This window comes from Streptomyces sp. NPDC049813, from assembly GCF_044465085.1.
Lineage (GTDB): Bacteria > Actinomycetota > Actinomycetes > Streptomycetales > Streptomycetaceae > Streptomyces.
In genome coordinates, this window is record NZ_JBITLI010000004.1 from 39,215 (window position 1) to 56,062 (window position 16,848).

Below are 16,848 nucleotides of genomic sequence, written 5' to 3' on the forward strand. Positions count from 1 at the left end.
CATGCCTCCCGTCTTCGCCCACGGCCGTCTGCGCCTGTACCTGCTGAAGCTGCTCGACGAGGCCCCCCGCCACGGCTACGAGGTGATCCGACTCCTGGAGGAGCGTTTCCACGGGCTGTACGCGCCCTCGGCCGGCACCGTCTACCCCCGCCTGGCCAAGTTGCAGTCCGAGGGCCTGGTCACCCACACCACCGAGGGCGGCCGGAAGGTCTACGCGATCACCGACGCGGGCCGGGCCGAGCTGGCCGACCGCAGCGGCGAGCTGGCCGACCTGGAGCTGGAGATCCGCGACTCGGTCGCCGAGCTGGCCGCCGAGATCCGGGACGACGTGCGCGGGGCGGCGGGCGACCTGCGCCGCGAGGTGCGTGCGGCCACGTCCCAGGCCCGCGGCGCCCGGCCCGGGCAGGGCCCGGACCTGGGCGACCTCCGGGACCTCAAGGACCTCAAGGACCTCAAGGACCTGACCGACAACGACTCCTGGCGCACCGCGAAGGAGGAGCTGCGCCGCGCCAAGCAGGAGTGGAAGGAGCAGGCGCGGCGCGCGAAGGACGAGAGCCGCCGGGCCCGCGAGGAGGCTCAGCGGGCGCGCCGCCAGGCCAAGGAGACGCAGGACGAGTGGCAGCGGATGGCCCAGCGCGTCCAGGACCGGGTGCAGGACCACTTCGCGCGGGGCGACTGGCCGACGGGCGTGCGCGAGGGGCTGTCGGAGCTGGCGAAGGAGTTCGGCGACTTCGGCAAGACCTTCGGCAAGGACGCCGGTCCCGGCCCGGCGAAGGAGGCTCCGGGCCCGGCGGAGCCGGTGTACCGCCCGGCGTCGGACGCCGTGCCCGCCGAGTACGTCCCGGCATGGGCGGCGGAGGACTCCACCGGCGATCCGGCCCGCGACCTGGACCGCCTCCTTGACCGCTTCCGCGACGACATCCGTGACACGGCCCGCGACCACGGCGTCTCGGCGGACCAGCTCCACCGGGTCCGTCACCACTTGGCGGAGGCGGCCGGCGAGATCACGGCGTCGTTGCGCACGCCGCGGAAGTGACGGGGGCCGAGGGGGCCGACTCGGGATGAGCCGAGCCCCCTGGGGTCACGCGGCGCCCCGCTCAGGCCTCGGGCGCTGCGCTCCCGGAGCCCCCGCCCCCGTACAGCACCCGTTCCACCGCCGGCACCGTCACCCCGTGGCCCGCGAGGGTCTCGGAGGCGATGCCGGGGCGGGAGGCGAGGGCGAGGAGGAGGTGTTCGTCGCCGATCGCGCGGTCGCGGTGGGCCAGCGCCATCCGCAGGGACGATTCCAGGACGCCCTTGGCCTCCTTGGCGAAGGGCCGCCGACCGCCGAGCCGCCGGTCCCCGCTCAGCGCGCCGACGCCGTGGGTCTGTTCGACCCGGGCGACGATCTCGTCCACGTCGATGCCGAGCCCCGCGAGGGCTTCCGTGTCCGCCTGCGACAGCCCGGCCCGGCGGCGCGCGGCGAGCAGCGCGGCGCCGATCGACGCCCGCTTCTCCGCCGCGTCGACGCCGAGCGCGCCCAGGGCGAAGGAGCCGCGGGTACCGCGGGCGTCGAGGACCGCGAGGAGCAGGTGGCCCTCGTCGACGCGCGGGGCACGTTCGCGTTCCGCGTGGCCGACGGCGCCCTTGACCACGTCCCGGGCGCCCTGGGTGAACCGTTCGAACATCATCGCCTCCCGTACTTCTTGTGCACGGCCTGCCGGCTGACGCCCAGTTCGGCCGCGATCTCCTGCCACGACCAGCCCTGGTTGCGCGCGCTGCGCACCTGTACCGCTTCCAGTTGTTCGAGCAGCCGCCGCAGTGCGGCGACCGACCGCAGCCCGATACGCGGGTCGCGGTCACCCGCCTGCGCGGCGAGATCCGTTGCCTCGGTCATGGTGTCAATGTAGGTTGACACCTCCGCCGTCGTCAACCTCAGTTGACATGCCGGGTACGGAAGGGCTCGCAGAAGGGCGCACAGAAAAAAAGAGGGCGCCGAAGCGCCCCCCCCTTCCGCCGCCGTGCGGCCGACCGGTCAGACCGTCAGCACGACCTTTCCGAAGAGGTCGCCCCCGGCCATCTTCTGGAACCCTTCCCGGGCCCGGTCCAGCGGCAGTGCCTCGTCGATGACGGGCCGCACCCCGGTGGCGGCGCAGAAGGACAGCAGGTCCTCCAGCTCGTCCTTGGACCCCATGGTCGAGCCGACGACCTTCAGCTCCAGGAAGAAGATGCGGTTCAGCTCGGCGGAGCGCGGGCTCGGCCCGCTGGTCGCGCCGGAGATGACCAGTGTGCCGCCCGGCTTGAGGGACTTGACGGAGTGGGACCAGGTCGCGGCGCCCACCGTCTCGATCACCGCGTCCACCCGCTGCGGCAGCCGTGCACCGGACTCCACGGCCTCGACCGCGCCCAGCTCCAGGGCCCGCTTGCGCTTGGCCTCGTCGCGGCTGGTGGCGAAGACGCGCAGCCCGGCCGCCTTGCCGAGCACGATGGCGGCCGTCGCGACGCCCCCGCCCGCCCCCTGGACTAGCACCGAGTCACCGGGACGGACCCCGGCGTTGGTGAAGAGCATCCGGTACGCGGTCAGCCACGCCGTCGGCAGGCAGGCGGCTTCTTCGAAGGAGAGTTCCTTGGGCTTGGGCAGCACGTTCCACTCGGGGACGGTGACCTGCTCGGCGAAGGTGCCCTGGTACTTCTCTGTGAGGATGGAGCGGCCCTCGCGCGGGCCGACCCCGTGGCCGGTCTGGCCGATGACGGAGTGCAGGACGACCTCGTTGCCCTCGCTGTCGACCCCGGCGGCGTCGCAGCCCAGGATCATGGGCAGCGCCTCCTCGCCGAGCCCGACCCCGCGCAGGGACCACAGGTCATGGTGGTTGAGGGAGGCGGCCTTGACGTTCACGGTGGTCCAGCCCGGCCGGTTCTCGGGGGCGGGCCGCTCCCCCGTCTCCAGGCCGTTCAGCGGCTGATCACGGTCGATGCGGGCGGCGTAGGCGGCGAACATGACCTTGACGATAGGCGCCGCGCCCGGGGCGGGGAACCACCCGCGCCTGTGACGCACGTCCTCTGGCGCACCCCGCGAAACCCGCTCTATGGCGCACCCGGGCCACCCCGTCCTCCGGCGCGCCCGCGGAGACCGGGCAGGCGAAAGGCCCCGCACCAGGGCGGGGCCTTCACCGTGAACAACCGGCCACCACATGCCCAGCCGGGCACCATGAACAGCCGGGCACGCGCGACGGGGCCCCCGCCGCGCTCACGCCGGCACGGCTGTCGCCGCTAGCGCCGCGCCACGCCCTCGGCCCGGGCCGCCGCGGCCACCGCCGCGGTGACCGCCGGCGCGACGCGCTCGTCGAACGGCGACGGGATGACGTACTCGGCGGACAGGTCGTCGCCGACCACCGCGGCCAGCGCCTCCGCGGCGGCGATCTTCATCGTCTCGGTGATCCGCGAGGCCCGCACCTGCAGCGCGCCCGCGAAGATCCCGGGGAACGCCAGCACGTTGTTGATCTGGTTCGGGAAGTCCGAGCGCCCGGTCGCGACGACGGCCGCGTACTTGTGGGCGACGTCGGGGTGCACCTCGGGGTTCGGGTTGGCCATCGCGAAGACGAAGGAACCCGGCGCCATGGAGGCGACCGCGGACTCGGGGACCGTACCGCCGGAGACGCCGATGTAGACGTCGGCGCCCGCGAGAGCGTCCTCCAGCGAACCGGACAGGTTGGCCTTGTTGGTGATCTCCGCCAGCTCGCGCTTGACCGCGGTGAGGTCCTCGCGGTCGCGGCTGACGATGCCCTTGCGGTCGGTGACCGCGACATCGCCGAGGCCCGCCTCGATGAGGAACTTCGCGATCGCGACCCCGGCCGCGCCGGCGCCGGAGATCACGGCCCGCAGCTCACCGAGGGTGCGCCCGCTGAGCCGGACCGCGTTCTTCAGCGCGGCCAGCGTGACGACGGCCGTGCCGTGCTGGTCGTCGTGGAAGACGGGGATGTCGAGCTTCTCCTGGAGCCGGCGCTCGATATCGAAGCAGCGCGGCGCCGAGATGTCCTCCAGGTTGACGCCACCGAAGGACGGGGCGAGCCGCACGACGGTGTCGACGATCTCGTCCACGTCGGTCGTCGCGAGCGCGATCGGCACCGCGTCGACGCCGCCGAACTGCTTGAAGAGGATGGCCTTGCCCTCCATCACCGGGAGGGACGCCTCGGGCCCGATGTCGCCGAGGCCGAGGACGGCCGTGCCGTCGGTGACCACGGCCACGACGCTCGACTTCCACGTGTAGTCGTGGACCAGTTCCGGCTGCTCGGCGATGGCGCTGCAGACTTTCGCGACGCCGGGCGTGTACGCCAGGGACAGGTCGTCCTTGTCACGGATCGGCACGGTGGCCTGCACGGCCATCTTGCCGCCGCGGTGCAGCGCGAAGGCCGGATCGAAAGGCTCGTCAGTGCCTTCGTCGCCGGTACTGCTGTCGCTGCGAGGATTGACGATCTCCGCTGCCACTTGTCTTACCCCTTAGGTCTTAAACATCAGTTGAGGGTGTCCGCTCCTGGTTGAGGAGCGGGCGGGCACCGCGTACGCGCCGCTCGGCCCCGTTGGGGAACCGCTGCACAGGCGCGTACACGACGGGCGCGCCGCACGCGCGCCCTGAGCCCCGGATGAGGGGTGTAAAGAACCTTCTTACCCGACGGACGGCGCTGCGGACGAGCCCATACGTGATCGATCACGCCCCGGTGACATGACTCATAGCCGAATATCTGGACAAGTCGTCGACGCGCACTCGAAGCGCGGAGGAACCCGGCTCGAATGGTGAGACAGCGGACAGTTCGCCGGAGATTCTTCCGTCGCCGGGCGCCCGGTCAGCAGATGCTGCGGCCCCATGCACCGTGATGGGTGGACGTGTTGGTGGTCTTGGCACACCTGTTATCCGATTTTGACATCGGTGACCCCCTGAAGTGCCCCGTCCGAATGGCAAGATGCCGTCATCGCACAAGGTCGCGACACCCGAAGGTGTGTGCCAAGCGACCGGATTCGGCAACTCCACCCCTTCCGCCGGAGGACCCAACCATGACCGCAAGCACCACCCGTCGTACGACCGCGCGCTCCGCGAAGTCCCGGACAGCCGCGGTCGGCGCGATCGCGGTCGCCGGCGCCCTGCTGCTGACCGGCTGCGGCGACCAGACGAAGGACAAGGACACGGGCGGCGACTCCTCGTCCGCCAAGAGCGCGCCGCTCGCCGACAAGCTGCCGCAGAAGATCCGCGACAAGGGCGTCATCCGCGTCGGTTCGGACATCGCCTACGCCCCGGTCGAGTTCAAGGACAAGTCCGGCAAGGCCGTCGGTATCGACCCCGACCTCGCGGCCGCGATGGGCAAGCAGCTCGGCGTGACCTTCGAGTTCCAGAACGGCACCTTCGACACCCTGGTGACCGGCCTGCGCTCGAACCGCTACGACCTCGCGATGTCGGCCATGACCGACACCAAGGACCGCCAGGAAGGCGTCGACTCCGACACCGGCAAGAAGGTCGGCGAGGGCGTCGACTTCGTCGACTACTTCAACGCGGGCGTCTCGATCTACACGCCGAAGGGCAAGACCCAGGGGATCAAGACCTGGGACGACCTGTGCGGCAAGAAGATCGTGGTGCAGCGCGGCACGGTCTCCCACGACCTCGCCAAGGCGCAGGCCAAGAAGTGCAAGGCCGGCAAGAAGCTGGACATCCAGGCCTTCGACGACGACCAACAGGCCCAGACCCGGCTGCGCTCCGGCGGCGCGGACGCCGGTTCCTCCGACTTCCCGGTCGCCGCGTACGCGGTCAAGACGGCGGGCGGCGGCAAGGACTTCGAGCTCGTCGGCGACCAGGTCGAGGCCGCGCCGTACGGCATCGCCGTCTCCAAGGACCAGACGCAGCTGCGCGACGCCATCAAGGCGGCGCTCGACGCGGTCATCAAGAACGGCGAGTACGACAAGATCATCGCGAAGTGGGGCGTCGAGGCGGGCGCCGTCAAGACGGCCACCCTCAACGGCGGCAAGTGACGGCAACCCACAGCGCCTGACGCGTCGTTGAAAGGCAAGATCCGTGTCTGTTGACATAGCCAAGACGGGCGGCGGTCCCGACGGGACGCCGCCGCCCGCGGCCGCGCCGGAGTCCCTCAAGGCGATCCCGGTCCGGCACTACGGGCGGTACGTCGCGGCGGTCGTCGCCCTCGCGCTCCTCGGTTCGATCGTCTACGCCTTCAGCCAGGGCAAGATCAACTGGGGCGCGGTCCCCGACTACTTCTTCGACGACCGCATCCTGACGGGCGTCGGCAAGACCCTGCTCCTGACGGTCCTGTCGATGCTGATCGGTGTGGTCGGCGGCATCACGCTCGCCGTGATGCGCCTGTCGAAGAACCCGGTGACCAGCTCGATCGCCTGGTTCTACATCTGGTTCTTCCGCGGCACCCCGGTCCTGGTCCAGCTCTTCATCTGGTTCAACCTGGGCCTGGTCTTCGAGTACATCAACCTCGGGCCGATCTACAAGGACTACTGGTCGTCCTTCATGACGCCGCTGCTCACGGCCCTCCTGGGGCTCGGCCTCAACGAGGCGGCGTACATGGCGGAGATCTGCCGCGCGGGCCTGCTCTCGGTCGACGAGGGCCAGACCGAGGCGTCGCACGCGCTCGGCATGAGCCACGCCAAGACCCTGCGCCGCATCGTGATCCCGCAGGCCATGCGGGTCATCGTGCCGCCGACCGGCAACGAGTTCATCAACATGCTCAAGACCACCTCGCTGGTCGCGGCGGTCCAGTTCAACGAACTCTTCCGGTACGCCCAGGACATCGGCCAGCAGTCCGGCTCCCCGGTGGAGATGTACTTCACCGCCGCGGCCTGGTACCTGATCATGACGTCGATCCTGAGCGTGGGGCAGTTCTACATCGAGCGCTACTACGCGCGCGGCACCTCACGGCAGCTCCCGAGCACGCCGTGGCAGAAGGTGAAGGCCAACATGCTGTCCTTCTCGAACCGTTCGGGCGCGGGGGTGTCGGCATGAGCGAGAACGCGATGGTCAAGGCCGAGGGCGTGCACAAGTCCTTCGGCAACGTCGAGGTGCTCAAGGGCATCGACCTGGAGGTCAGGCAGGGCGAGGTCTTCTGCCTCATCGGCCCCTCCGGCTCCGGCAAGTCGACCTTCCTGCGCTGCATCAACCACCTGGAGAAGGTCAGCGCCGGGCGGCTGTACGTCGACGGCGAGCTGGTCGGCTACCGGCAGCAGGGCGACAAGCTCTACGAGCTCCGTGACCGTGAGGTCGCGTTGAAGCGGCGCGACATCGGCATGGTGTTCCAGCGCTTCAACCTCTTCCCGCACCTGACCGCGGTGGAGAACGTCATGGAGGCGCCGGTCCAGGTCAAGGGGGTCTCCAAGGCCCAGGCCCGCACGCGCGCCCAGGAACTGCTCGACCGCGTGGGCCTGGCCGACAAGGCGGGCAACTTCCCCTCGCAGCTCTCCGGCGGCCAGCAGCAGCGCGTGGCGATCGCCCGGGCGCTGGCGATGGACCCCAAGCTCATGCTCTTCGACGAGCCGACGTCGGCGCTCGACCCGGAGCTGGTCGGTGACGTCCTCGACGTCATGCGCGACCTCGCCGAGTCCGGCATGACGATGGTCGTCGTCACGCACGAGATGGGCTTCGCGCGCGAGGTCGGCGACAGCCTCGTCTTCATGGACGAGGGCGTCGTGGTCGAGTCGGGCCACCCGCGCGATGTCCTGACCGACCCGCAGCACGAGCGGACGAAGTCCTTCCTCTCGAAGGTCCTCTGATCTTCCGGCGGGAGAGCGGCAGAGGGGGCGCCCAGGGTCTCGGCCCTGGGCGCCCCCTTTTGCGTACGCACCCGGCCGACGCGGGGGAACTGACTCCCGGGAACAGACGTAATACCCTGAGAGCGGAAGCGAGCATTACTAAAAGCGAGCATCACCCAGTCGAACCCAACGAGACCTAGACGCGACCCCGACGGCGCCCCGACGCGACCTCGTCGGCGCCCCGACGCGACCCCGACGACGGACCGCCCCGGTAAGGACTACACGTGGAACTGGCCTACTACTCGGACTACGCCGTGCGCCTCGTCAACACCGAGGAGCCCGGCCGCGGCAAGGACAACCTGACCTCCGTGGACGCCGTGCGCGGTCTGTTCGGCAGCAACCAGGAGGCGGCCCGCCGCGCCGCCGACGCCGACCTGACCCGCTTCAGGAGCGTCCGGGGCCGGCTGCGCGCCGTGTTCGAGGCGGCCGACGGCGGCGACGAGACGCTCGCGGTGAACCTGCTCAACTCGCTCCTGCTGGAGTTCCCGGTCAGCCCGCAGATCTCCGGCCACCACCACCGCGACGACGACGGCCGCCCGCTGTGGCACATGCACCTGGCCGACCACCCCTCGAACGCGACCGCCGGCTACGCCGCCATCGCCGCCATGGGGCTGGCCTTCCACCTGACCGAGTACGGCGTGGACCGCCTGGGCCTGTGCGAGGCGGCCCCGTGCCGCAACGCCTACCTGGACACCTCCACCAACCGCTCCCGCCGCTACTGCTCGGACCGGTGCGCGACCCGCGCCAACGTCGCCGCCTACCGCGCCCGCAAGCGCCTGGAGGCCGAGCGGCCCGAGCGGCCCGACAGCACGGGACGCACCGCGGCGAACGCCCAGGACACCACGGCCACCACCGACCGCTGACCCTCGCCCTGGGTCCAGGGCCGGCGCCGCCGCAGCCGCCCGCGGACCTTGGCGAGCACCAGCTCGTCCGGCACGACCCCGTAGACGGTGCTGTCGCCGCCGGCCCCCGGATTGTCCCCGAGCACCCACCAGCCGCCGTCGCGCCGCTCGGCGATCCGCTTCACGACGAGCAGGTCCTGCTGGAACGGATGGCGCAGCACGACCACGTCCCCCGGCCGCACCCGCGCACCGTACTGCACCAGCATCCAGTCACCGTGGTACAGCGTCGGCACCATCGACGGCCCGACCACCTCGATGATCTGGAACGGCACTCTGGCCGCGCGCGCTTCCTCGATCGCCTCGGGCATCAGACAACCTCCCCGGTTTCCGTCCGCCGGTCCATCCTCCACCAGTCCCAGTGTCACCCTGGACTTTTGGCCTAAGCCCCCGGGGGCACCCGCGAAAACACCTCCTGCACGGAGTAATGTCCCACCTGAGAAGACGATCACGAGGAAGGACAGCAACATGCTTTCCCGCCTGTTCGCCCCCAAGGTGAAGGCCAGTGCCCACTGCGACCTCCCCTGCGGCGTGTACGACCCGGCCCAGGCCCGCATCGAGGCCGAGTCGGTCAAGGCCGTCCAGGAGAAGATGGCCGGCAACGACGACGCGCACTTCCAGGCCCGTGCCACGGTCATCAAGGAGCAGCGCGCCGAGCTCGCGAAGCACCACGTGTCGGTGCTGTGGAGCGACTACTTCAAGCCGCCGCACTTCGAGAAGTACCCGGAGCTGCACCAGCTGGTCAACGACACCCTGAAGGCCCTCTCGGCCGCCAAGGGCTCGACCGACCCGGCCACCGGCCAGAAGGCGCTGGACTACATCGCCCAGATCGACAAGATCTTCTGGGAGACCAAGAAGGCCTGATCCAGGCCCCGCACCAACCGGTTCCGGTGACCGGCGAGCGGTGCACCCTCGCGGGCCCCGGACCCTCCGAAGGGGCCCGGCCGAGTTCGTCGGCCGGGCCCCTTCGGCGTAGCGTCCCGCCCCGCCCTGCACCGTCCGGCCCCGCACCGTCCCGTCCCGTCAGGAGCGCCCGTGTCCCGGCCCCGCGTCCTCTACGTCACCGATCTGGCCTACCCGGCCCGTGGCCGGCGCTACGGCGACGAGGACGTCTTCCTGACGTCGCGGCTGCGCGAGACGTTCGACCTCGCGCTGTGCCACCCCCGCGACGCGGGGGCGCTGATGACCGGCTTCGACGTGGTCGTGGTCCGTAACAGCGGCCCCGTCCTCGGCTACCAGGACGCGTACGACGCGTTCCGCGCCCGGGCCCGGGAGGCCGGCACGGTCGTCCACAACCCGCTCACCGGCCGCGCCGACATGGCCGGAAAGCAGTACCTGCTGGACCTGACCGGGGCCGGATACCCGGTGATCCCGGCGGTCGACAGCGCGGCGGAACTCGGCCGGCTGCCCGCCGCCGACACCTACGTGGCGAAGCCGAAACGGGGCGCCGACTCGGTCGGCCTGCGCGTCGTACCCCCACGGGAGCTGCCCGGACTCCCGTACGCGGACGGCCTGTTGGTGCAGCCGTTCATCGACTTCCAGTACGAGGTCTCGTTCTACTTCGTGGACGACACCCTCCAGTACGCCCTGTACGCCCCGGACCCGGAGCGCCGCTGGGAGCTGCGCCCGTACGAGCCGACCGCGGCGGACCGGGAGTTCGCCCGGCGCTTCGTCGACTGGAACGCCCTCCCCTACGGCATCCAGCGCGTCGACGCCTGCCGCACCCGGGAGGGCGGTCTCCTGCTGGTCGAGCTGGAGGACCTGAACCCGTACCTCTCGCTCGACCGGCTGACCGAGCCGGTGCGGGAGGCGTTCGTGGCGGCGATGACGGCGTCGGTGCGACGGGCTGCCGCCCGCTGAACCGCCTGCGCCGCCGCCCGCTGACCGTTCGCGCCCTCGCCCATCGACCGTTCGCGCCGCCGCCCGCTGACGGCGCGCGGGCCGGGCCGTCGGCCGTCCGTGCCTCAGGCCGTCTTCAGTACGGCCCGTGCGCGGGCCAGCAGCCGGTCCCGGTCGGCGCGCACGGTGGTGAACTCGGTGCGGTGCAGAGCAAGTTCGCGCTGCTGGAGGCGGCGCGTCACCGACCACCACACGCCGCCCGTGTTGTGGGCGCGCTTGCACGTGACGTCGGCGACGGCCGTGTCCCGCTCGGCCGCGGACCGCGTGGTGTTGCCGTCCTGACCCCGTCCCCAGGCCTTGTCGCCGAAGGCCTCGTCCGGGACGGCGTACCGCTTGGCCCCCTTGCCGGCCACGCAGCGCGCCCATACCGCGAAGGCGCGGCGCAGCCCCGGATCGCGCTCGGCCCGCTTGCGCACGGCGGCTTCCCGCTCGGCGACGTAGCTCCAGATACGCCGGCTGTCCACGGCCCCACGCTCCAGCGTCCGGTACGCCTCCCCCTGGCAGCCGCTGCGCTCGCTCCGCCGGTCGCCGTAGTAGACGGCCGACTCCTCGGTCGTCATCTCCCGGCCCTCGGGCTGGGGTGCGGTGATCTTCTTGGCCGGGTCCCAGCCGTACCCCCAGCGCCGCGCCTGCCCCAGGTCGAGCAGGCCGATCGGCCCGGTGCCCACGGCGACCATCGTGCTCCGGTACGTGACGGCCATCCCCGGGAACCTCGGGTCGCGCGGGAAGTCGCCGAAGCCGTGCCGGACCATGCAGCGCTGCGTCAGCAGCTGCGTAGCGGACGTCACCTCGTCGTACGCCTGCGCGTCGCCGCCGTCGAACTCGTAGGCATCCAGCGGCAGTGCGGGCATCTCCTCGTCCGTCCACACGACCGGCGTCCCGTCCGGCCAGGCCCGTGCGTGCCCGCCACCGGGCCCGAGCGCCCCGTCCCCCGCGACGAGCCCGGCCGCCACCACGGCGACGACCGCGCATGCCACCCCCCGGTGCCTCACCGCGCGGCCTCGCCGATCTGCCGGACGACGCGGGCCGGGTTGCCGACGGCGACCACGTTCGGCGGCAGGTCGCGGGTGACGACGGCGCCCGCGCCGACGACCGTGTTCGCGCCGATCGTCACTCCGGGGCAGACGATGACACCGCCGCCCAGCCACACGTTGTCGCCGATCGTGATCGGTTCCGCCGCCTCCCACTTGGCGCGCCGCGGCCCGGGGTCGACGGGGTGCGTGGGGGTGAGCAGCTGGACGTTCGGGCCGATCTGCACGTCCTCGCCGATCCGGATCGGCGCCACGTCCAGCATGACGGCCCCGCAGTTGACGAACGTCCGCGCGCCGATGCTGATGTACTGCCCGTAGTCGACGGAGAGCGGCGGCCGCACCACGACGTCCTCGCCCGTCTCGCCGAGGAGTTCGCGCAGCAGGGCACCGCGGGCCGGCAGGTCGGTGACGCTGCTGGCGTTGTAGCGCTCGGCCAGCTCCGCGCCGCGCAGCGCGTCGGCGGACAGCTCGGGATCGTCGGCGAGGTACAGGTCGCCGGCGAGCATGCGCTCCTTCTGGCTACGGGGCTCCGGACGCGGCCAGTCGCGTACCTCGGTCACCGCGTCGACCGGCAACGGCCCGTAGACGTGCGGGAATTCCTCCCCGCCGACCGCCCCCGGCTCGGCCGGCTCGACGCGGACCGGCACGTCGAGCCGGGCGCGGTCGACGACCAGCACCACCAGCTCGCCGGGGACAGGCTCGGTCCCGTACAGCAGTTCGGCGACCTTGCGCAGCTGGTGCGGGAAGGAACAGTGGACGAACCCGACCTCCTGAAGGGTCTTGCCACGGGTCGACATCGTGTACGCGCCCGTGGCCCGGGCCCGCTCCCAAAGGGTGCGCTCGGTGAGGTGCAGCAGTTCGATCGGCATGGGGTCAATCTATGAGGGAGTGGGGGTACGGGCGGCACGGGGCGCCCGGGTGCGGCTCTTCGCGCAGAGGGGCTGGGGCGAATCGCGCAAGAGCAAGAGGTAACTTCAGGGCGCCAGGCGGGAGGCGCGCACCCGGAGGTAGCGCTGTTCCGGCCGGCTGAGCGTGCCCGCGGCGGCCACCTGGTAGGCGGCGCGGGCGCCGTCCCGGTCCCCGGCGAGTTCGAGGAGGTGCGCGCGGACGGCGGCGAGCCGGTGGTGGCCGCCGAGCACTTCGGTCAGCCGGTCGGTCTCGGCGAGCCCGGCCCCCGGACCGTGGACCATGGCGACGGCGACGGCCCGGCCGAGTGCCGCCATCGGCTCCCCGGCAGGAGCAGCCCGCACCAACAGGTCATACAGGGCCAGGATCTGCGGCCAGTCGGTCTCCGCGGCGGACGCGGCCTCGTCGTGCAGCGCCGCGATGGCGGCCTGGAGCTGGTAGGGGCCGACCGGCCCGTGCCGCAGCGCCCGCTCGACGAGCGCGACCCCCTCGGCGATCGCCGCCGGGTCCCACAGGGTCCGGTCCTGCTCGTCGAGCCGGACCAGTTCACCGGCCGCGTCGGTGCGGGCGGCGCGGCGCGCGTCCGTCAGCAGCATCAACGCCAGCAGGGCCGTGACCTCGCTGTCGGCGGGCAGCAGGACATGCAGGGCGCGGGCGAGCCGGATCGCCTCGACCGCCAGGTCCGCACGGCGCACCGCTGTCCCCGAGGTCGCGGTGTGCCCCTCGGTGAAGATCAGATACAGCACCTGCAACAGCGCGGGCAGCCGCTCGCGCCAGCGGTCGGGCCGCCGGAACTCCGCGCCGCGCAGCTGCCGCTTGGCCCGGCTGATGCGCTGTGCCACCGTCGCCTCGGGCACCAGGTAGGCGCGGGCGATCTCCGCGGTGGTCAGCCCGCCGACCGCCCGCAGGGTGAGCGCGACCTGCGACGCGGGGCTGAGATCGGGGTGGCAGCAGAGGTAGAGCAGCGTGAGCGTGTCGTCCTCGGCGGGGCCGCGCGGCGCGTCCGGCGCCGGGGCGGTGTGCGCGTCGCGCGGCAACAGCCGCGCCTGCGCCTCCTCGCGCAGCCGCCGGGCCCGCTCGGCGCGCAACACGTCCGTGAGCCGCCGGGACGCGACCTGGATCAACCAGCCGCGCGGGTTCTCCGGCGCCCCCCGTTCGGGCCACTGCCGCGCGGCGGCGAGCAACGCCTCCTGCACCGCGTCCTCCGCCAGGTCGAAGTGCCCGTACCGGCGCACGAGCGCGCCGAGCACCTGCGGCGCGTGCCCGGCGGCGGCCCTGGCCGCCTCAGCCGCCCTGGCCGCCCCGGCGGCGTCACCGCTCAGCACACGTCGCCGCCGCCCTCCATGATCGGCCGGATGACGACGGGGTAGTTGGTCACGCCCTCGGGCCCCGGGCATGCCAGGATGCGCTCGGCGATCTCGGTGACCCGCTCCAGGCTCGCGCAGTCCAGCACCCAGTAGCCGCACAGGAGTTCCTTCGTCTCCCCGTACGGCCCGTCGGTGATCACCGGGCGTCCTTCGGCGCCGAGGCCGACGGTCCTGGTCCGCGCGGGCTCGGCCAGACCCTGCCCGTCGACCATCTCGCCGCTCTCGGCCAGATCGTTGTTGAGCTTCTCCATGAAGGCGTACATGGCCTTCAGGTCCTTCTCGCCCCAGGCCGGGCTGCCCGCGGACGGCTTGCCCCGCATCCCCTCGTAGTCCGCCTGCGTCGCCTGGATCATCACCAGATACTTCATGGCTCTACGCTCCTTCGGTGCGGGCCGCCCGCGCGCTGCGAGCGGCTTCACCTGAGACGTCGGAGCCGCGGGAGCACTCTCGACACCGCCCGCGCAATTTCTTTCTCGCGGTCCCCCGGGCCCCCGGGTCTCACGGTCGCGCGGTCGGCCCCGGGCTTCCAGTCTGGCAGTGAAGCGCTACCGCTTCCTGCTGTACCGGCGGACGATCACACCGTTCCCGAACGTCCGGTTCTCCACGAGCCCGAACTGCGCCAGGTCGTCCTTCCGCCCGGCGCCACCGCCGAACATCGGCAGGCCGGCCCCGAACACCAGCGGATACGTCTTGACCACCAGCTCGTCGACCTCGTCCGCGAGCAGGCCGGCCAGCTGCGCGCCCCCGCACAACCAGATCCCGAGCTCCCCGCTCTCGGCCTTGAGCTCACGGACCTTGCCGACGACGTCGTCCCGGATCAGCTCGACGTTCGGGTGCGGGGACTCGTCGAGGCTGCGGGTCGCGACGTACTCGCGCAGATGTCCGTACGGGCTGAGCAGGCCCGCATCGATACCGACCTGGTAGCTGCCGCGGCCCTGGATGACGGTGTCGTACTTCGCGTTCCCGACCCCGTCCAGGCCGAGCATCTTGCGGCCCTCCGAGGAGATGGTCTCCGGGTACTCCTCCTTGAGGAACGTCAGGAACTCGTCGTCGAGGAACCGCATGAACATCGTCCCGTCCCCGGACTCGTCCCCGATGAACCCGTCGATGGACGCGGCGACGAAGTACGTGAGCTTGCGCAAACTGGTCTCTTTTCGTAGGTGACACGGGCTTGTGTACGGGGTCGGCCTCTGCGCTCCGGCTCTTGCGCTGGCCTTCAACCACTTCAGTTATAGTACTTCGGATGTAGTGGTTGCAAGGGAGTTGTTGAGACTCTCAGGCCCTCGTGAGCGGCGCGGGCTTTCGCGGGCCGGCGCCGAGGCGGCGAGAAAGAAGGCGGAAACATGGTCAGGAACCCGGAACGCCGAGCCGCCCTCGTGGACGCGGCCGTCGACGTGCTGGCGGCGGAGGGCGCGCGCGGACTGACCTTCCGCGCGGTGGACGCGGCGGCGGGCGTCCCCACCGGCACCTCGTCCAACTACTTCGCCAGCCGTGACGACCTGCTCCGCCACATCGACACCTGGCTGCACCAACGACTCGCGCCCGACCCCGCCGTCGTCGGGAGCCTCCTCGCACGCCCCCGGGACCGGAACCTCGTCGCCGCCTTCATGCACGACCTCATGCGCCGTGTCCAGGCCGACCGCACCGGTTTCCTCGCGCTGATGGAGATGCGCCTGGAGGCGACGCGCCGCCCCGAACTGAGCGCTTCCCTGCGGAAGTCGCTCCGCGGAGACCTCGACTTCGGCATCGCCTTCAACGCCGAGTCGGGCCTACCCGGCGGCCCCGAGGAGATCACCCTCCTCTACCTGGGCATGCTCGGCCTCATCCTGGACCACCTCACCATGCCGGGCATGCTGGACGGCGCCATCCCGGGCGTCCACGTGCCGGACGGCGTCGTGGAACGCCTCGTCGCACGCCTCATCCCGGAAGAGGCCACGCGGGTCGCCCCGGAAGACGCCACGCGGGTCGCCCCGGAAGGCGCCGAGGGGATGGGGGCGGAGTCCGAGGGCTGAGGGGTGGAGGGCTGAGGGGCGGAGGGCTGGGTTCGAGGGCTGAGGGGGTGACGTCCGAGGGCTGAGCGGGCGGAGTCCGACGACGGAGCGGCGGCGTCCGAGGGCCAAGGGGGTGGCGTCCGAGGACTGAGGGGGCGGATGTTGCAGACGGCCGCCCGCAGCCGAGGCCGAGGGCGTCGGGGCGGGGGCGGCCGGGGCGGGGCGGCCGAGGCCGGAGGCCGACCCTCAGTCGGTCCGGGGTTCGCGCCACATGGGCCACAAGGACGGCCCGCCCGGCAGGTCGACCGCGGTCCCGGTGAAGACGAAACCGAGCCGCTCGTACAGGGCACGGCTCCGGGCATTGCTCGCCTCCAGATAGGCAGGCACCCCCTCCCGGTCGCACCGCTCCAGCACCGGCGCCATCAACGCCGTCCCCAGCCCCTCCCCCTGCCGCTCCGGATGCACGCCGATCATCCACAGGTACACATGCGCACGTCCCGTGGGATGCACGGCCTCCGTCAACCTGCCTATCTGCTCGACCCGCTCATTGTCCGGATCGACGGCGGCCCGCAACTGCGCAGGCCCGTCCGGCTCGCCCCCGTCGGCCTCGGTACCCCCGGCTGCCCCGGCGGCCCCGACCTCCCCCTCCGCCCCGGCGGCCTTCGCGTCCCCGCCGGCCCGGGCATCGGCGGCACCGCCCCTCTCCTCCGCGCCCGCCGGCACGTCCATCCACAGCGCGACCGCCGACCCGTCCTCCGCCAGGTCGATGTATCCCTCGGCGAACGTCACATCGGTGAACGCCCCCATCAATCCCGGGTGCCGCGCCCGCCGGTGCTCCGCGCCGGGAAACACCCAGTTGCTCACCGGATCGTCCCTGAACGCCTCGTCGAGCAGCCCCACGACGAAATCCCGGTCGCCCGGCCCCGCCCGCCGAATCCCCACACCCATCCTGGATCCCTCG

19 protein-coding genes and 1 pseudogene are annotated in these 16,848 nt (G+C 71.8%); 8 read left to right on the forward strand and 12 right to left on the reverse strand.

What is annotated here, in order from left to right:
• Nucleotide 1: 1 nt before the first annotated feature.
• A complete protein-coding gene (locus ACIBW6_RS10570) occupies nucleotides 2-1,036 on the forward strand; it encodes a helix-turn-helix transcriptional regulator (RefSeq protein WP_399058873.1) in 1,035 nt (344 codons plus the stop codon).
• Between the two features lie 61 nt (nucleotides 1,037-1,097).
• Here the strand turns inward: ACIBW6_RS10570 and ACIBW6_RS10575 are convergent, their stop codons facing one another.
• The 4 genes from ACIBW6_RS10575 to ACIBW6_RS10590 form a co-directional block, all read right to left on the reverse strand.
• Nucleotides 1,098-1,667, reverse strand: a complete 570-nt coding sequence (locus tag ACIBW6_RS10575) for a Clp protease N-terminal domain-containing protein (protein WP_399059270.1) — start codon at nucleotides 1,665-1,667, stop codon at nucleotides 1,098-1,100.
• Nucleotides 1,667-1,876 carry a helix-turn-helix domain-containing protein gene (locus tag ACIBW6_RS10580; protein WP_399058874.1) on the reverse strand — a complete coding sequence of 70 codons (210 nt, stop codon included), beginning with the start codon at nucleotides 1,874-1,876 and terminating at the stop codon, nucleotides 1,667-1,669. Before ACIBW6_RS10580 ends, ACIBW6_RS10575 begins: the two co-directional genes overlap by 1 nt.
• 138 nt (nucleotides 1,877-2,014) lie before the next feature.
• Nucleotides 2,015-2,977 (reverse strand): zinc-binding dehydrogenase, encoded by a 963-nt coding sequence (locus ACIBW6_RS10585; RefSeq protein WP_399058875.1) that lies wholly within the window; start codon nucleotides 2,975-2,977, stop codon nucleotides 2,015-2,017.
• 272 nt (nucleotides 2,978-3,249) lie between these two features.
• Complete coding sequence (locus ACIBW6_RS10590) at nucleotides 3,250-4,464, reverse strand: NADP-dependent malic enzyme (RefSeq protein ID WP_399058876.1); 1,215 nt, start codon at nucleotides 4,462-4,464, stop codon at nucleotides 3,250-3,252.
• A gap of 564 nt (nucleotides 4,465-5,028) precedes the next feature.
• Here ACIBW6_RS10590 and ACIBW6_RS10595 point away from each other — a divergent pair.
• From ACIBW6_RS10595 to ACIBW6_RS10610, 4 genes are all read left to right on the forward strand, one after another.
• Nucleotides 5,029-5,994 carry an ABC transporter substrate-binding protein gene (locus tag ACIBW6_RS10595; RefSeq protein ID WP_399058877.1) on the forward strand — a complete coding sequence of 322 codons (966 nt, stop codon included), beginning with the start codon at nucleotides 5,029-5,031 and terminating at the stop codon, nucleotides 5,992-5,994.
• 43 nt (nucleotides 5,995-6,037) lie between these two features.
• Complete coding sequence (locus ACIBW6_RS10600; RefSeq protein WP_399058878.1) at nucleotides 6,038-6,991, forward strand: amino acid ABC transporter permease; 954 nt, start codon at nucleotides 6,038-6,040, stop codon at nucleotides 6,989-6,991.
• 11 nt (nucleotides 6,992-7,002) lie between these two features.
• On the forward strand, nucleotides 7,003-7,755 hold the full coding sequence (locus ACIBW6_RS10605) for an amino acid ABC transporter ATP-binding protein (RefSeq protein ID WP_399059271.1): 753 nt from the start codon (nucleotides 7,003-7,005) through the stop codon (nucleotides 7,753-7,755).
• A gap of 263 nt (nucleotides 7,756-8,018) precedes the next feature.
• Nucleotides 8,019-8,657, forward strand: a complete 639-nt coding sequence (locus ACIBW6_RS10610) for a CGNR zinc finger domain-containing protein (protein WP_399058879.1) — start codon at nucleotides 8,019-8,021, stop codon at nucleotides 8,655-8,657.
• Here the strand turns inward: ACIBW6_RS10610 and sodX are convergent.
• Entirely contained in the window at nucleotides 8,552-9,004 is a 453-nt protein-coding gene (sodX, locus tag ACIBW6_RS10615) for a nickel-type superoxide dismutase maturation protease (protein ID WP_399058880.1), read from the reverse strand. The genes ACIBW6_RS10610 and sodX overlap by 106 nt on opposite strands.
• Nucleotides 9,005-9,161: 157 nt before the next feature.
• Between sodX and sodN the strand changes: the two genes are divergently transcribed.
• Both sodN and ACIBW6_RS10625 read left to right on the forward strand, forming a co-directional pair.
• The gene (gene sodN / locus ACIBW6_RS10620; protein WP_324772391.1) at nucleotides 9,162-9,557 is read left to right on the forward strand and encodes a superoxide dismutase, Ni; all 396 of its coding nucleotides are present in this window, start codon (nucleotides 9,162-9,164) and stop codon (nucleotides 9,555-9,557) included.
• Between the two features lie 171 nt (nucleotides 9,558-9,728).
• Nucleotides 9,729-10,553 carry a hypothetical protein gene (locus ACIBW6_RS10625; RefSeq protein ID WP_399058881.1) on the forward strand — a complete coding sequence of 275 codons (825 nt, stop codon included), beginning with the start codon at nucleotides 9,729-9,731 and terminating at the stop codon, nucleotides 10,551-10,553.
• Between the two features lie 104 nt (nucleotides 10,554-10,657).
• On the opposite strand, the gene ACIBW6_RS10630 is transcribed toward ACIBW6_RS10625, so the two are convergent.
• The 6 genes and pseudogenes from ACIBW6_RS10630 to ACIBW6_RS10655 all read right to left on the reverse strand — a co-directional run bounded on the left by ACIBW6_RS10630 (nucleotide 10,658) and on the right by ACIBW6_RS10655 (nucleotide 15,038).
• Nucleotides 10,658-11,569 (reverse strand): hypothetical protein, encoded by a 912-nt coding sequence (locus tag ACIBW6_RS10630; protein ID WP_399058882.1) that lies wholly within the window; start codon nucleotides 11,567-11,569, stop codon nucleotides 10,658-10,660.
• Between the two features lie 11 nt (nucleotides 11,570-11,580).
• Entirely contained in the window at nucleotides 11,581-12,129 is a 549-nt protein-coding gene (locus ACIBW6_RS10635) for a sugar O-acetyltransferase (protein WP_399059272.1), read from the reverse strand.
• 24 nt (nucleotides 12,130-12,153) lie between these two features.
• Nucleotides 12,154-12,492 (reverse strand): annotated as a pseudogene (locus tag ACIBW6_RS10640) (DUF952 domain-containing protein); the annotation flags it as partial.
• Between the two features lie 105 nt (nucleotides 12,493-12,597).
• Nucleotides 12,598-13,851, reverse strand: a complete 1,254-nt coding sequence (locus ACIBW6_RS10645; protein WP_399059273.1) for an RNA polymerase sigma factor — start codon at nucleotides 13,849-13,851, stop codon at nucleotides 12,598-12,600.
• Complete coding sequence (locus ACIBW6_RS10650) at nucleotides 13,848-14,264, reverse strand: YciI family protein (protein WP_399058883.1); 417 nt, start codon at nucleotides 14,262-14,264, stop codon at nucleotides 13,848-13,850. Before ACIBW6_RS10650 ends, ACIBW6_RS10645 begins: the two co-directional genes overlap by 4 nt.
• A gap of 177 nt (nucleotides 14,265-14,441) precedes the next feature.
• Nucleotides 14,442-15,038 (reverse strand): dihydrofolate reductase family protein, encoded by a 597-nt coding sequence (locus ACIBW6_RS10655; RefSeq protein WP_399058884.1) that lies wholly within the window; start codon nucleotides 15,036-15,038, stop codon nucleotides 14,442-14,444.
• Nucleotides 15,039-15,239: 201 nt separating this feature from the next.
• Here ACIBW6_RS10655 and ACIBW6_RS10660 point away from each other — a divergent pair, with 201 nt between their 5' ends.
• Entirely contained in the window at nucleotides 15,240-15,908 is a 669-nt protein-coding gene (locus tag ACIBW6_RS10660; RefSeq protein ID WP_399058885.1) for a TetR/AcrR family transcriptional regulator, read from the forward strand.
• Between the two features lie 225 nt (nucleotides 15,909-16,133).
• Here ACIBW6_RS10660 and ACIBW6_RS10665 read toward each other — a convergent pair whose 3' ends face one another.
• Complete coding sequence (locus ACIBW6_RS10665; protein WP_399058886.1) at nucleotides 16,134-16,835, reverse strand: GNAT family N-acetyltransferase; 702 nt, start codon at nucleotides 16,833-16,835, stop codon at nucleotides 16,134-16,136.
• Between the last annotated feature and the right edge of the window lie 13 nt (nucleotides 16,836-16,848).

Bases quoted from the DNA above. Each gene is read 5' to 3' on its own strand.
- ACIBW6_RS10650 (WP_399058883.1), bottom strand. From the start codon at position 14,264: ATGAAGTATCTGGTGATGATCCAGGCGACGCAGGCGGACTACGAGGGG.
- ACIBW6_RS10660 (WP_399058885.1), top strand. From the start codon at position 15,240: ATGGTCAGGAACCCGGAACGCCGAGCCGCCCTCGTGGACGCGGCCGTC.
- ACIBW6_RS10570 (WP_399058873.1), top strand. From the start codon at position 2: ATGCCTCCCGTCTTCGCCCACGGCCGTCTGCGCCTGTACCTGCTGAAG.
- ACIBW6_RS10605 (WP_399059271.1), top strand. From the start codon at position 7,003: ATGGTCAAGGCCGAGGGCGTGCACAAGTCCTTCGGCAACGTCGAGGTG.
- ACIBW6_RS10595 (WP_399058877.1), top strand. From the start codon at position 5,029: ATGACCGCAAGCACCACCCGTCGTACGACCGCGCGCTCCGCGAAGTCC.
- ACIBW6_RS10635 (WP_399059272.1), bottom strand. From the start codon at position 12,129: ATGCTCGCCGGCGACCTGTACCTCGCCGACGATCCCGAGCTGTCCGCC.
- ACIBW6_RS10585 (WP_399058875.1), bottom strand. From the start codon at position 2,977: ATGTTCGCCGCCTACGCCGCCCGCATCGACCGTGATCAGCCGCTGAAC.
- sodN (WP_324772391.1), top strand. From the start codon at position 9,162: ATGCTTTCCCGCCTGTTCGCCCCCAAGGTGAAGGCCAGTGCCCACTGC.
- ACIBW6_RS10575 (WP_399059270.1), bottom strand. From the start codon at position 1,667: ATGTTCGAACGGTTCACCCAGGGCGCCCGGGACGTGGTCAAGGGCGCC.
- ACIBW6_RS10665 (WP_399058886.1), bottom strand. From the start codon at position 16,835: ATGGGTGTGGGGATTCGGCGGGCGGGGCCGGGCGACCGGGATTTCGTC.
- sodX (WP_399058880.1), bottom strand. From the start codon at position 9,004: ATGCCCGAGGCGATCGAGGAAGCGCGCGCGGCCAGAGTGCCGTTCCAG.
- ACIBW6_RS10580 (WP_399058874.1), bottom strand. From the start codon at position 1,876: ATGACCGAGGCAACGGATCTCGCCGCGCAGGCGGGTGACCGCGACCCG.